Source organism: Azospirillum sp. UENF 211521, from assembly GCF_058780535.1.
The window spans coordinates 186,597-200,115 of record NZ_JBSNCF010000001.1 but is presented as its reverse complement, the minus strand read 5'-3'; the positions used below and the strand labels follow the sequence as shown (position 1 = coordinate 200,115).

Below are 13,519 nucleotides of genomic sequence, written 5' to 3'. Positions count from 1 at the left end.
GCGCTTCGGTTCCTTAGCGGGGGACAGAGGCGGCGGTCAGCTCGCTGGGGCGACGGTCTTCGGCAGCAGAACGTAATACTCCCCGGCGCTCTTCATCACGCCGGCCTTCTCCTCCGCCTCCGGACCGTGGCCCCAGAAGACGTCGCCGCGCACCGGGCCGCGGATGGCCCCGCCGGTGTCCTGAGCAATCAGCAGGCGGCGCAGCCGCGTCTGGGCGTCCAGCGGGTCCTCGGCGTCCAGCCAGACCGGCACGCCGTAGGGCAGGAACTTGGAATCGATGGCGAGGCTGCGCCCCGGCGTCAGGGCGACGTTCTGGGCGCCGTTCGGCCCCTCCCCCTTCAGCTCCTGGAAGAAGACGTAGGATGGATTCTTGTTCATCAGCGCCGCCGCCTCGCCGGGGTTGGCCTGGAGCCAGGCGCGGATGGTCTGCAGCGACACCTCCTCGCGCTTCAGGGCGCCGCGGTCGATCAGCTCCCGCCCGATGGCGACGTATTTGTGGCCGTTCTGGGCGGCGTAGCCGACGCGCGTCTCCGTCCCGTCCGCGAAGCTGACCCGGCCCGACCCCTGGATGTGCAGGAAGAAGGTGGCGATGGGATCCTGCAGCCAGACCAGCTCCAGCCCCTTGCCGCTCAGCGCCCCGGCCTCGATGGCCGCGCGGTCCTCGAAGGGCTTCAGCCGGCCGGCCGTCACCCGCCCGGCGATGCGCTCACCCCTCCAGCGGTCGGCGAACTCGCCCAGATCGACCATCACCAGATCGGCGGGACGCTTATAGAGCGGCACCGGAAAGGCCGGGTCCGGCGTCCGGCTGCCCTTCAGCTCGACCTCGTAATAGCCGGTGAAGAGGCCGCGCCGCTCGGCGTTGTTGGCCGCGGCGTAGGGAGTGAACCACGCCTCGAAATAGGCCCGCGCCGCCGCGTCGTCGCCGGGCGGCAGCTTGGCCAGCTCGGCGCAGGGAGCCTGCCAGTCGGCCGCCTTGCCACCGACCCCGTCCGGGCCGATGGAGCGGTCGGCGGCCAGCGCCTTGACCTTCGCGCAGGAGCGCTGGAAGGCCGGGACGGCCTCCGCCACGCGGTCGGCGCTCCAACCGGGCAGCGCCGTGAAGGCGACGGGGGTGAGGACCAGCTTTTCGGGCGGCGGGGGCGGCGGCGCCTTGGCCTCCTCCTCCTTCCGCTCGCAGCCAACGAGAAACGCCGCGGCAAGGACTGCCGCGGCGCTGAGACGAACAACCGGAAGAGACAGCATCAGAACCGATCGGTCATCGGGGGGTGCGGGTTTCGACGAGCGCCCAGTTCGGGTCGCCGGCGCGGGTGTTGCGGGCGAAGGTCCAGACATCCACCGCCTCGACGACGCTGTTCGGATCGCCGTCCACCACGGCGCCGGCGCTGTTGCGCACGACGTTCATCTGCTCCGACACGAACTTCACGGTGACCAGGGCAGTGCGCCCGTCCATGCGGGCCTCCACCACGTCGGCGTCGGTGATCGTCTCGATGCGGGTCTCCAGCGTCTCGCCGGCCGACTGGCGCTCGCGCACCGCACGGGCGAAGTTGTCGTAGACCTCGTCCGACAGCAGCGGGCGCAGGGTGGCCGTGTCGCCCTTGGCGAAGGCCTCCACGATCATCTGGAAGGCGCCGCGGGCGCCCTGCAGGAAATACTTCTCGTCGAAGCTGGGGTCGGCGGCCTTGATCTGCTCCAGCGCGGTGGCCAGCGACACCGGCTCGTCGGGCGACGGGACGGCGTTCGGCACGGGCCGCTCGCGGTTGGGCATCGCCACCACGTTGTCGGGCTGGTTGTTGGGGCGGGCCGTGAAGGGGTTCGGCCGCTGGCGTTCCTCACCGGTGCGGCGGCCGAGCACGCTGCGCAGCCGGTACACGAGAAACGCCGCGATCATCGCGAAGATCAGGATCTCGACGAACACAAACCCATCTCCCATCATCCATCCTTCCGGGTGACTGAAGGCCGGCCCCGAAATCACCGACCCCGCTTGATCCACTACTGGACCCTCCGGCGGGTGAGCATTAAGTGTACCGGAACGGTGCCGGGACCAGATCCCAGCTCGCTCTCTCCGCCGAGGATTCCACCCGATGACCCGTGCCGGAGCTGTTCGTCCAACCAAAGATCGGGTGACGTACCCTGGTGTAGATAGGCCCTCGGGGTTGAAAGAGCAAGGACGGCCATGAATCCACTGTTGCTGTTGTTCCTTCTGCTGCCGATCGCGGAAATCGCGACCTTCATCGAGGTCGGCGACTGGATTGGCGCCGGCCCGACGGTCGGGCTGGTCGTCCTGTCCGCCATCCTCGGGTCCGTCCTGATCCGCTGGCAGGGCCTGTCCGTGCTGAAGCGCGCGCAGGCGTCGGCGGAGCGCGGCGAGAGCCCGGTCGGCGCCGTGTTCGAGGGCTTCTGCGTCGTCGTCGCCGGCCTGCTGCTGATCATCCCCGGCTTCCTGACGGACATCGTCGGACTCCTGCTGTTCGTGCGCCCGATCCGCAACGCCCTGGGCCGTTGGCTGTTCGACCGTATGAAGGGGGTCGCGTCATTCAAGATGGGCGGCCAGATGGACGGCCGGGCGGGCGGCCGGACCTGGAGCAGCAGCGGCCCCCATGGCGGCCCCGGAAACCGCCCGCCACCGGGCGTGATCGACGTCGATTACCAGGAGGTGGACCCCGACGGCGGCCGCCCGGGAAGCGCCGGTCCGTCGGACCGCGACGGTCCGGACGACATGCCCAAGCTCGGTGACTCCCGCTGGGCGCCGCCCGGTTCGCCCCACCGCAACGACCGCGGGTGAAACGCGGCGGTTTCACTTTGTGGAGCCCTCGGTTCCGTGCTAGCCAGCGGGTCTTGAAGACCTTTCCATCGTGATGCCGCCCCGCGGCCAGGAGTTGTCCATGTCCGATCAGCAGATCAACGGTCAAGATCAGGAAGCCGCCTCGTCGCTGCCGATGCATGTGCTGGCGCAGTATGTGAAGGACTTGTCCTTCGAGAACCCGAACGCCCCGCAGAGCCTGCTGCCCGGCCAGCCGCAGCCGCAGGTCAACATCGGCGTGGACGTGCAGGTCCAGCCGATGGGCGAGGACGTCTACGAGGTCGTGCTGAAGCTGCATTGCGAGGCCAAGCAGGCCGAGGCGACCGCCTTCCTGGTCGAGGTCGCCTACGGCGGCCTGTTCCAGCTCCCGGGCCTGCCGCAAGAGCATCACCGCCCGGTGCTGCTGATCGAGGCGCCGCGGATGCTGTTCCCGTTCGCCCGCGCCATCGTGGCCGGCTGCACCCAGGACGGCGGCTTCCCGCCGCTGATGATCAACCCGATCGACTTCGTCGACCTGTACCGCCGCCAGACCGCTGGTCAGCAGGGTCAGGCCGAACAGGCGCCCCAATCGCCGTTCTGAGGCCGCCGTTCTGAGGCCGCCGTTCTGATGACGCGGTTCTGATCCGGGCCATTGGTTTCGGACAAACAAAAAGGCGGGAGGCTCCAAGGGGCCTCCCGCCTTTTTCGTGCCCTCCCCCGCCCTTCGACCGGGCGGGGGAGACGGCTGCGGACTACTGGTTCATGGACTCGAAGAATTCCGAGTTCGACTTGGTGTGCTTCAGCTTGTCGACCAGGAAGTCCACCGCGTCAGTCACGCCCATCGGCATCAGGATGCGGCGCAGGATCCACATCTTGGAAATGGTGCCCTTGTCGACCAGCAGCTCCTCCTTGCGGGTGCCCGACTTGGAGATGTCGATGGCCGGGAAGGTGCGCTTGTCGGAGAGCTTGCGGTCCAGCACGATCTCGGAGTTGCCGGTGCCCTTGAACTCTTCGAAGATCACCTCGTCCATGCGGCTGCCGGTGTCGATCAGCGCGGTCGCGATGATGGTCAGCGAGCCGCCCTCCTCGATGTTGCGGGCCGCACCGAAGAAGCGCTTCGGGCGCTGCAGCGCGTTGGCGTCGACGCCGCCGGTCAGCACCTTGCCCGAGGAGGGAACGACGGTGTTGTAGGCGCGGGCCAGACGGGTGATGGAATCCAGCAGGATGACCACGTCGCGCTTGTGCTCGACCAGCCGCTTGGCCTTCTCGATGACCATCTCGGCGACCTGGACGTGGCGCGTCGCCGGCTCATCGAAGGTGGAGCTGATGACCTCGCCCCGCACGGAGCGGGCCATGTCGGTCACCTCTTCCGGCCGCTCGTCGATCAGCAGGACGATCAGATAGGCTTCCGGGTGGTTGGTCGCAATGGAATGGGCGATGTTCTGCAGCATCACGGTCTTGCCCGTGCGCGGCGGGGCGACGATCAGCCCGCGCTGGCCCTTGCCCAGCGGCGCCACGAGGTCGATGATGCGGCCCGTGTAGTTCTTCTTGGTCGGGTCGTCGACTTCCATGCGCAGCCGCTCTTCCGGATAGAGCGGGGTCAGGTTGTCGAAGTTGATGCGGTGGCGGACCTTGTCCGGCGCATCGAAGTTGATCGTGTTGACCTTGAGAAGGGCGAAGTAGCGCTCGCCGTCCTTGGGCGCGCGGATCTGCCCTTCGACCGTGTCGCCGGTGCGCAAGCTGAAGCGGCGCACCTGACTGGGGCTGACGTAGATGTCGTCGGGGCCGGGAAGATAGTTGGCCTCCGGCGAACGCAGGAACCCGAAGCCGTCCTGAAGAACCTCGAGCACGCCGTCGCCGTAGATCGGAACATCGTTCTCCGCCAGCTGCTTGAGGATGGCGAACATCATGTCCTGCTTGCGCAGCGTGCTGGCGTTCTCGATCTGCAGTTCCTCGGCGAACGCCAGCAGTTCGGCGGGGCTCTTGCACTTCAGCTCTTGGAGATGCATGGGGGTGCCTTAAGGGAATCGGTCATGCGAGGGGGAGTGCCAGAGGTCCCGGGCCGGCGCAGGGTGCGTCGGTTGAGCGTCGAACGGCGCTGAAGGCTGGGAATGCCTGTCGGACGTCGCGCCCAGATCGTTGGGGAGGGACGGAACGGCGGATGTGGGATGGGTGCCCGCGAGGCTTGCCGCCCCGTGGTGGGAAAGATGGTTAGCGGAACGCCGTCTGCAAGTCAAATGAAAGCGAATTCTTGGAAACAGGGTGGATTCTTGCGCGTTCCCGTCCGGGACATGTCATCCGGGTCACGATGCCGCATCCCCTGTTAACCAAGCCACCAGTGTACGACCTGGACGTTCAGGATAGAAACGGTTTGGTTGAGATCATGAGCCCGCATGACCGTTCCGGACCCGGAACCATCGCTGCTCCCGAAGCCGCCCCCCTGCCCTGGCACGCCCAACCGCCGGACCAGGCCTTGGCCGCGCTGGACAGCCCCGACGACGGGTTGACGCCCGACGAGGCGGCGGAGCGCCTGAACCGCTACGGCCCCAACCGGCTGACCCCGCCGCCCCGCCGGTCGGCGCTGATGCGCTTCCTGGCGCAGTTCGACAATTTGCTGATCTACGTGCTGATCGGCGCGGGAGTCGTCACGGTGCTGCTGGGCGAGTTCGTGGACGCCGCGGTGATCGCCGGCGTCGTGCTGATCAACGCCGCCATCGGCTATGTCCAGGAGGGCAAGGCGGAGCAGGCGCTGGACGCCATCCGCAGCATGCTGTCGCCGCAGGCGGTGGTGCTGCGCGGCGGCCATCAGGTCACCGTCCCGGCGGAGGAGCTGGTGCCCGGCGACCGCGTCCTTCTGGCCTCGGGCGACAAGGTGCCGGCGGACCTGCGGCTGGTCCGGGTCAAGGGCCTGCGTGTGCAGGAGGCGGCGCTGACGGGAGAATCCGTGCCGGTCGCCAAGAGCGCCGACGCGGTGGCGGCGGACGCTCCCCTGGCGGAGCGCGGCGGCATGGCCTATTCCGGCACGCTGGTGGCCCAGGGACAGGCCACCGGCGTCGTGGTGGCTACAGGAGACCGGACGGAACTGGGCCGCATCGGCACGCTCCTGGCGGGCGTGGAGGAGCTGACCACGCCGCTGCTCGCCCAGATGGCCGTCTTCGGACGCTGGCTGACCATCGGCATCCTGGCGCTGACCGCGCTGACTTTCCTCTACGGCTCGCTGGTCCAGGGGGAGCCCTGGCCGGAGATGGTCATGGCCGCGGTCGGTCTGGCGGTGGCGGCGATTCCGGAAGGGCTTCCAGCGGTGATGACGATCACGCTGGCCATCGGCGTCACCCGCATGGCCCGGCGCAACGCCATCATCCGGCGCCTGCCGGCGGTGGAGACGCTGGGCTCGGTCGGGATCATCTGCTCCGACAAGACGGGCACGCTGACCCGCAACGAGCTGGTCGTGCAGACCGTGGTCACCGCTGCGGGCGACTGCGCGGTGACCGGCACCGGCTACCGCCCCGAGGGCGAGTTCCGCCGCGACGGCAAGGCCCTGGACCCCGGCGCCGATCCCGTGCTGAGCGAACTGGCCCGCGCCGCCCTGCTGTGCAACGACGCGGAGCTTCAGCGGGGCGAGGAGGGCTGGACGGTGGCCGGCGACCCGACCGACGGCGCCCTGCTGGCGCTCGGCATCAAGGCCGGGCTGGACGCGCGGGAGGAGGCCGCCCGTCGCCCGCGTACGGACGTCATCCCCTTCGAATCCGAACACAAGTACATGGCCACCCTGCACCACGACCATGAGGGGCACGGGGTGCTGTACGTCAAGGGCGCGCCGGAGCGCGTGCTGTCCATGTGCGCGCACGTACGGGCCCCGGACGGCGGCGGCGCGCCGCTCGACACCGGCCACTGGCTGGCGCGGGTGGAGGAGCTGGCGGCGGGCGGCCAGCGCGTGCTGGCGCTCGCCGGACGCCCCGCCTTGCCCGGCCAGACCGTGCTGGACATGGACGACGTGCGCGAGGGGCTGACCCTGCTCGGCCTGTGCGGCTTCATCGACCCGGCGCGCGAGGAGGCGGTGGCGGCGGTGGCCGAGTGCCAGGCGGCGGGAATCCGCGTGAAGATGATCACCGGCGATCACGCCGGCACCGCCCAGGCCATCGGGCGGCAGTTCAACCTGTCGGGCGACGCCGTGTCGGGGAGCGAGCTGGACCGGCTGGACGACGCGGCGCTGGTCGCCGTGGCGCGCGACGCCGACGTCTTCGCCCGCACCACGCCGGAGCACAAGCTGCGCCTCGTCCGCGCGCTCCAGACGGCCGGCTACACGGTCGCGATGACCGGTGACGGGGTGAACGACGCCCCCGCCCTGAAGCGCGCCGACGTCGGCGTCGCCATGGGCTGCAAGGGGACGGAGGCCGCGAAAGAGGCCGCCAGCATGGTGCTGGCCGACGACAACTTCGCCTCCATCGCCCACGCCGTGGAGGAAGGGCGGACCGTCTACGACAATCTGCGCAAGACGATCCTGTTCATGCTGCCGACCAACGGCGCCCAGGCGCTGGTGATCCTGGTCGCCGTGCTGGCCGGCTACACGCTGCCGATCACGCCCGTCCAGATTCTCTGGGTCAACATGGTGACCGCGGTGACGCTGGGCCTCGCGCTGGCCTTCGAGCCGCCGGAGGCCGCGGTGATGAAGCGCCCGCCCCGCCCCAAGGACGAGCCGATCCTGCCCGGCTTCCTGATCGGGCGGATGGTGCTGGTGATGGCGCTCCTGGTCGCCACCAGCTTCGGATTCTTCCTGCTGCACGAGGGCCACGGCGACCCGACGCCGGTCGCCCGCACGATGGCCGTCAACGCGCTGGTGATGGGGGAGATCTTCTTCCTGCTGAACGCGCGGGCGGTCACCGCCTCGGTGATGAACCGGCGGGGGCTGTTCGGCAGCCGCCCGGTGTGGATCTCCATCGGGCTGATGCTGGTCTTCCAGCTTGCCTTCACCTACGCCCCGCCCCTGCAGAGCCTGTTCGGCACGGCGGCGGTGGGTTGGAGCCAGTGGGTGGCCATGACGGCGGCCGGTCTGGCGATCTTCCTGGCGGTGGAGGCGGAGAAGGCGGTCACCCGTCGGGTGAAGGGACGGCGGGGCTGACCGCCGCCCCGTCCCGTCAGAACGGCTTCACAATCACGAAGATGACGATGCCGATCATCAGCAGGGTCGGCGCCTCGTTCCACATGCGGAAGAAGCGCTGCGGGCGGGTGTTGCGGTCCGCCTCGAAGTCCTTGCGCCAGCGTGCCATCATCATGTGCGTGCCGGTGAGCGCCAGGACGAACAGCAGCTTGGCGTGAAGCCATCCCTGCTTCATCCAGGCCGGCTCCATCACGATCATCGCGATTCCGAACAGGTAGGCCGCGCCCATCGCCGGATTCATGATGGCGCGCAGCAGGCGGCGCTCCATCACCTTGAACCGCTCCGAGGATTCGGAGCCCGGCGCCGTCTCGCAATGATAGACGAACAGCCGCGGCAGATAGAGAAGCCCGGCCATCCAGGCGATGATGCTGATGACGTGCAGAGCCTTGACCCAGAGATAAAGCACTGGAATCCCCTTCCCTTCCCGTTGCGCGTTTCTTGGAACCTGCCGGGGCTTAGCCGCGGTTCGGCCAGTCCTTGATCAAACGGGCCAGCTCGGCGACATGGTCCGGCGGCGTGGTCTGGATCACGCCATGGCCCAGGTTGAAGACGAAGGGCTTGCCGGCAAGCGTCTCCAGAATCTCCGACGCGGCGGTGCGCAGGGCCTCGCCACCGGCGGCGAGCATGATCGGGTCGAGGTTGCCCTGCACCGGCAATCTGGATTGCAGATTCCCGGCCGCCCAAGCCACCGGGACGGTGGTGTCGAGCCCGACCGCATCCACACCACTGCCCGTGACGTAAGCCTCATAGGAGAGGCCCGCACCGCGCGGGAAACCGATGACCGGAATCGCGGGGTGACGCGCCTTGATGAGATCCACGATCCGCCGCGTCGGCTCGATCACCCAGCGGCGGAACTCGCCGGCCGGAAGAACACCCGCCCAGCTGTCGAAGAGCTGGACCACCTCGGCCCCGGCCTCGATCTGGGTGCACAGGTAATCGGCGGTCACCTCGACCAGCAGATCCATCAGCGCGCCGAACCCGGCCGGATCGCCGTAGGCCCAGCGCTTGACGTGCGCGTACTCCTTGGACCCCGCCCCCTCGACCATGTAGCAGGCGATCGTCCAGGGCGCTCCGGCAAAGCCGATCAGCGTGGTGTGCGCCGGAATCGCGCTGGAGAGGCGGCGGACGGTCTCGTAGACCGGCTCCAGCCGCTCGTGGAAGCGGTCGCGCGACAGGCGCTTGAGGTCTTCCACGCTTCTCACAGGGTCGAGCTTCGGCCCCTCGCCCTCCAGGAAGGCCAGCGGCTGGCCCAGGGCGTGCGGCACCACCAGGATGTCGGAGAACAGAATCGCCGCGTCCATGTCGTAGCGGCGCAGCGGCTGCAGGGTCACCTCGACCGCGTGGTCGGGGTTGTAGCACATGTCCAGGAAGCTGCCGGCCTTGGCGCGCAATTCCCGATATTCCGGCAGGTAACGGCCGGCCTGGCGCATCAGCCAGAAGGGCGAGCGCGGACGCACCTCGCCGGCGAGGGCGGCGAGCATCGGCTTGGCAATCTTGGACACGGCCTCGGACACGGCGGATCGTTCCCCTATGAGTGAATCGGGTCTGCGGGTTGTCTCCCCTCTACTCAGTATTCTTTTTAAAGAGAGAAAGGAAGAAGGGGTGGTGGGTGCCTGTGGAAAACGGGAATCCCCGCTTTGCGCCGAATCGTCCACAGGCTGGACGGCGCGCTGTGGACGAAAATCGGATTCTGTGGACGACTCCGGACGCTTTCGCCGGAAACGGCGGAAATGCTATACCGGGAAGCCTGGGAATCCCGTGGATAACATGGTCCGCGGGAGTCATTGTACCCATGTTCCGGAGAGGGCGCGCGGATTGTCCCGAAGGGGGCGCCAGCGGGGGCGACGAGTCCCGCCCCGAGGGACAGAATCCAGGAGATCCCCGTTGTCCACAGATTCGGACGGGTTCTCCACAACACGTTGGGGACGGATGAGACAGTTCCACCTGCATCTTGTGTCGGACGCGACCGGCGAGACGATCAACAGCGTCGCCCGCGCCTGCGTCATCCAGTTCGACGATGTTCGCCCGGTCGAGCATTTCTGGAATCTCGTGCGGACCGAGCGTCAGCTCGACATGGTTCTGGAGGGCGTCCAGGAGAATCGCGGCCTCGTCATGTTCACGCTGGTGGACGAGAAGCTGCGCCGCCGTCTCCAGGACTTCTGCCGCGAGGTGCAGGTCCCCTGCATCCCGGTGCTCGACCCGCTGATCAACGCGCTGGCCGCCTTCCTCGGCGTGGAATCGCAGCGCCAGCCCGGCCGCCAGCACGCCTTGGACGCCGAGTATTTTGGGCGCATGGACGCGATGGACTTCGCGCTGGCCCACGACGACGGCCAGTCGAGCTGGGACCTGCACGAGGCCGACGTGATCCTGATGGGCGTGTCGCGCACGTCGAAGACGCCGACCTGCATTTATCTGGCGAACCGCGGCATCAAGGCGGCGAACATTCCGATCGTCCCCGGTTGCCCGATGCCGCCGGAGATCGAGAAGCTGACCCGGCCGCTGGTCGTCGGCCTGACCAAGGACCCGGACCGTCTGGTGCAGATCCGCCGCAACCGGTTGAAGCTGCTGAACCAGAACGAGTCCTCGACCTACGTCGATCCGGAGGTGGTGCGCGCCGAGGTCACCGACGCCCGGCGCATGTTCACCCGCCGCGGCTGGCCGGTGATCGACGTGTCGCGCCGCTCCATCGAGGAGACGGCGGCGGAGATCATGATGCTGCTCGCCCGCCGTCAGACCGGCGGCCTGCCCGGCGTCGTTCCTGAGGGGCCGCTGACGTGAGCGCAGCGGTTCCCACCGTCGTCCTCGCCTCGGGCTCCCGCACGCGGGCGGAGATGCTGGAGCGCGCCGGGGTGCGCGTCACGCTCGCCCCCGCCGCGGTGGACGAGGAGGAGATCAAGCTCGCCGCCCGCGCCGAGGGCGCCCCGGTCGAGGATGTGGCTGAAGCGTTGGCCGAGTTGAAGGCGCAGCGGGTCACCCGCAAGCACCCCGGCGCCCTGGTGATCGGCGCCGACCAGATGCTGGAGTGCGAGGGCCGCTGGTTCGACAAGCCGGCCGACCGCGACGCCGCTCGAGCCCAGCTGCAGGACCTGCGCGGCAAGACGCACCGGCTGGTCAGCTGCGCCGTGGTGCTCCGCGACGGCGAGCGGCTGTGGCACCATGTCGACCGCGCCCGCCTGACCATGCGCCCGTTCAGCGACGCCTTTCTCGACTCCTACCTGAACGCGGCGGGCGACGACGTGCTGGGGTCGGTCGGTGCCTATCACCTCGAAGGCCTGGGCGCGCAGCTCTTCCACCGGGTGGACGGCGACTTCTTCACGATCCTCGGGCTGCCGCTGCTGCCGCTGCTCGGGTTCCTGCGGGTGCATGGGGTGATTGCGGAATGACGATCAGCGGCAAGGCGAAGCTGGCCGGTGTGATGGGCTGGCCGATCGGCCATTCGCGCTCGCCCCGGCTGCACGGCTACTGGCTGGACCAGTATGGCATTGACGGCGCCTATGTGCCGCTGGCCGTGCCGCCCGACCGCATCGAGCAGGCCATCCGCGCCCTGCCCGCTCTCGGCTTCCGTGGCTGCAACGTCACGGTGCCGCACAAGGAAGCCGCTTACCGCACGGTCGATCGGCTGGACGCCACCGCCAAGCGGATGGGCGCCGTCAACACCATCGTGGTCGGCGAGGACGGGTCGCTGGAGGGTCGCAACACCGATGGCTTCGGTTTCATCGAGAATTTGAGGAGCGGCGCACCGGGCTGGAAGGCTGCGGATGGACCGGCGCTGGTCATCGGGGCCGGTGGCGCGGCGCGGGCCGTCGTCGCCTCGCTCCTCGACGAAGGGGCGCCGCGGGTCTGGCTGGTCAACCGCACGCGGACGCGGGCCGACGAGCTGGCCACCGATATCGGCGGCGCCATTGAGACCGCCGATTGGGTTTCACGTGAAACGCTCCTCGAAGGGGCGGCGTTGGTGGTGAACACGACGACCCAGGGCATGGCGGGCCAGCCGCCTCTGGAGCTGGACCTGCGCGCCCTGCCCGGTTCGGCCGTGGTCACCGACATCGTCTACACGCCCCTGATGACCCCGCTGCTGACCGCGGCGCAGGCCCGCGGCAACCGCGTGGTGGACGGCGTCGGCATGCTGCTCCACCAGGCCCGCCCCGGCTTCGCCGCCTGGTTCGGCCGCGAACCGGAGGTGACCGAGGGGCTGAGGGCCGTCGTTCTCCAGGGCTGAGGTCGCGCGATGATCGTCTTGGGACTGACCGGCTCCATCGGCATGGGTAAGAGCACGGCGGCGCGCATGCTGAAGCGCATGGGCGCGCCGGTCTGCGACAGCGACGCCGTGGTGCATGGGCTGCTGGGGCGCCACGGAGCGGCGGTGCCGGCCATCGCGGCGGCCTTCCCCGGTGTCGTGGTGGATGATGCGGTGGACCGGCGGGCGCTGGGCGCCGCGGTGTTCGGCAACCCGGCGGCGCTGAAGCGGCTGGAGGCGATCCTCCATCCGGCGGTGCAGGCGGCGCAGCGGCGTTTCCTGAAGCAGGCGGCGCGCCGCCGCGTCCGCGTGGCGGTGCTGGACATCCCCCTGCTGTTCGAGACCGGCGGGGAGGCCAAGGTGGACCGCAGCGTGGTGGTCACCGCCCCCTTCCTGGTGCAGAAGTCACGGGTGCTGGCGCGGCCGGGCATGACGCCGGACAAGTTCGCCGCTATTCTGGCCCGGCAGATGCCCGACGCGGAGAAGCGCCGGCGCGCCGACCACGTCGTCAACACCGGCGACGGGCGGCGGGCCACCCGGCGGGCACTGCGCAACATCCTCGCCGACGTGAAGCGGCGCCGCGGACGGCAATGGCCGCCGCGGGGATACCAGCCCGGACAGGTGGTTCATGCGTGAGATCGTCCTCGATACGGAAACGACCGGCTTCAAGCCCGAGGAAGGGCACCGGCTGATCGAAATCGGCTGCGTCGAGCTGCACAACCACGTCGCCACCGGAAAGACCTTCCACTGCTACGTCAACCCGGAGCGCGACGTGCCGCCGGACGCTGTGGCGGTGCACGGGCTGACGACGGAGTTCCTGTCGGACAAGCCGCTGTTCAACGACGTGGTGGCGGAGTTCGTGGCCTTCATCGGCGACGCGCCGCTGGTGATCCACAACGCGGCCTTCGACATGCACTTCCTGAACTGGGAGATGCGGATCGCCGGCTATCCGGTCATGCCGAAGGACCGGGCCATCGACACGCTGCTGATGGCGCGGCAGAAGTTCCCCGGCGCGCCGGCCACCCTGGACGCGCTCTGCAAGCGCTTCGGCGTCGACAACTCCAGCCGCACCTACCACGGCGCGCTTCTCGACGCCCAGCTTCTGGCCGAGGTGTATCTGGAGCTGCGCGGCGGCCGTCAGGCCGGTCTGGCGCTGGCCTCCGGCCCGGCAACGGGCGGCCCGGCGGCGATCCGCATCGACCGCCCCTACCGCGCCCCGCGCGCCCACGCGCCGAGCGAGGAGGAGCTGGCGGCCCATGCCGAGCTTCTCAAGAAGCTGAAGAATCCGCTCTGGGCCGCCGAGTGACCTGTTCCCTCTCCTGTCCCGGGAGAGGGTGGTCCGAAG

At 69.0% G+C, this 13,519-nt stretch carries 13 protein-coding genes; 8 read left to right on the top strand and 5 right to left on the bottom strand.

Annotation, left to right across the window (positions count from 1 at the left end; genetic code table 11):
* Window positions 1–36: 36 nt before the first annotated feature.
* Both mltA and ACWPN5_RS00905 read right to left on the bottom strand, forming a co-directional pair.
* Window positions 37–1,242 (bottom strand): murein transglycosylase A, encoded by a 1,206-nt coding sequence (gene mltA, locus ACWPN5_RS00910; RefSeq protein ID WP_492293736.1) that lies wholly within the window; start codon window positions 1,240–1,242, stop codon window positions 37–39.
* 13 nt (window positions 1,243–1,255) lie between these two features.
* Window positions 1,256–1,930 (bottom strand): Tim44/TimA family putative adaptor protein, encoded by a 675-nt coding sequence (locus tag ACWPN5_RS00905; protein ID WP_492296340.1) that lies wholly within the window; start codon window positions 1,928–1,930, stop codon window positions 1,256–1,258.
* A gap of 243 nt (window positions 1,931–2,173) precedes the next feature.
* On the opposite strand from ACWPN5_RS00905, the gene ACWPN5_RS00900 reads away from it, so the two are divergent.
* Together ACWPN5_RS00900 and secB are read left to right on the top strand one after the other, a co-directional pair.
* Entirely contained in the window at window positions 2,174–2,782 is a 609-nt protein-coding gene (locus ACWPN5_RS00900; protein ID WP_492293734.1) for an FxsA family protein, read from the top strand.
* Between the two features lie 100 nt (window positions 2,783–2,882).
* Window positions 2,883–3,380: a protein-export chaperone SecB gene (secB, locus tag ACWPN5_RS00895; protein WP_145676057.1), complete on the top strand. Its 498-nt coding sequence runs from the start codon at window positions 2,883–2,885 to the stop codon at window positions 3,378–3,380.
* Window positions 3,381–3,531: 151 nt separating this feature from the next.
* On the opposite strand, the gene rho is transcribed toward secB, so the two are convergent.
* Entirely contained in the window at window positions 3,532–4,788 is a 1,257-nt protein-coding gene (gene rho, locus ACWPN5_RS00890) for a transcription termination factor Rho (RefSeq protein WP_014238917.1), read from the bottom strand.
* 374 nt (window positions 4,789–5,162) lie between these two features.
* Between rho and ACWPN5_RS00885 the strand changes: the two genes are divergently transcribed.
* Window positions 5,163–7,898 carry a cation-transporting P-type ATPase gene (locus ACWPN5_RS00885; RefSeq protein WP_492293732.1) on the top strand — a complete coding sequence of 912 codons (2,736 nt, stop codon included), beginning with the start codon at window positions 5,163–5,165 and terminating at the stop codon, window positions 7,896–7,898.
* 16 nt (window positions 7,899–7,914) lie between these two features.
* Here ACWPN5_RS00885 and hemJ read toward each other — a convergent pair whose 3' ends face one another.
* Both hemJ and hemE read right to left on the bottom strand, forming a co-directional pair.
* Complete coding sequence (hemJ, locus tag ACWPN5_RS00880; protein ID WP_038530217.1) at window positions 7,915–8,343, bottom strand: protoporphyrinogen oxidase HemJ; 429 nt, start codon at window positions 8,341–8,343, stop codon at window positions 7,915–7,917.
* Between the two features lie 49 nt (window positions 8,344–8,392).
* Window positions 8,393–9,418 (bottom strand): uroporphyrinogen decarboxylase, encoded by a 1,026-nt coding sequence (gene hemE / locus ACWPN5_RS00875; protein ID WP_492296338.1) that lies wholly within the window; start codon window positions 9,416–9,418, stop codon window positions 8,393–8,395.
* Between the two features lie 448 nt (window positions 9,419–9,866).
* On the opposite strand from hemE, the gene ACWPN5_RS00870 reads away from it, so the two are divergent.
* The 5 genes from ACWPN5_RS00870 to dnaQ are packed head-to-tail and all read left to right on the top strand — an operon-like array spanning window position 9,867 to window position 13,480.
* Window positions 9,867–10,715, top strand: coding sequence for a pyruvate, water dikinase regulatory protein (locus ACWPN5_RS00870; protein ID WP_035670316.1), 849 nt, complete (start codon window positions 9,867–9,869; stop codon window positions 10,713–10,715).
* Entirely contained in the window at window positions 10,712–11,320 is a 609-nt protein-coding gene (locus tag ACWPN5_RS00865) for a Maf family protein (protein WP_492293730.1), read from the top strand. Before ACWPN5_RS00870 ends, ACWPN5_RS00865 begins: the two co-directional genes overlap by 4 nt.
* The gene (locus ACWPN5_RS00860; protein ID WP_492293728.1) at window positions 11,317–12,156 is read left to right on the top strand and encodes a shikimate dehydrogenase; all 840 of its coding nucleotides are present in this window, start codon (window positions 11,317–11,319) and stop codon (window positions 12,154–12,156) included. Before ACWPN5_RS00865 ends, ACWPN5_RS00860 begins: the two co-directional genes overlap by 4 nt.
* A 9-nt stretch (window positions 12,157–12,165) precedes the next feature.
* Entirely contained in the window at window positions 12,166–12,810 is a 645-nt protein-coding gene (gene coaE / locus ACWPN5_RS00855; protein ID WP_492293726.1) for a dephospho-CoA kinase, read from the top strand.
* Window positions 12,803–13,480 carry a DNA polymerase III subunit epsilon gene (dnaQ, locus tag ACWPN5_RS00850; protein WP_145682841.1) on the top strand — a complete coding sequence of 226 codons (678 nt, stop codon included), beginning with the start codon at window positions 12,803–12,805 and terminating at the stop codon, window positions 13,478–13,480. The genes coaE and dnaQ overlap by 8 nt, the downstream gene beginning before the upstream one ends.
* Window positions 13,481–13,519: the final 39 nt, after the last annotated feature.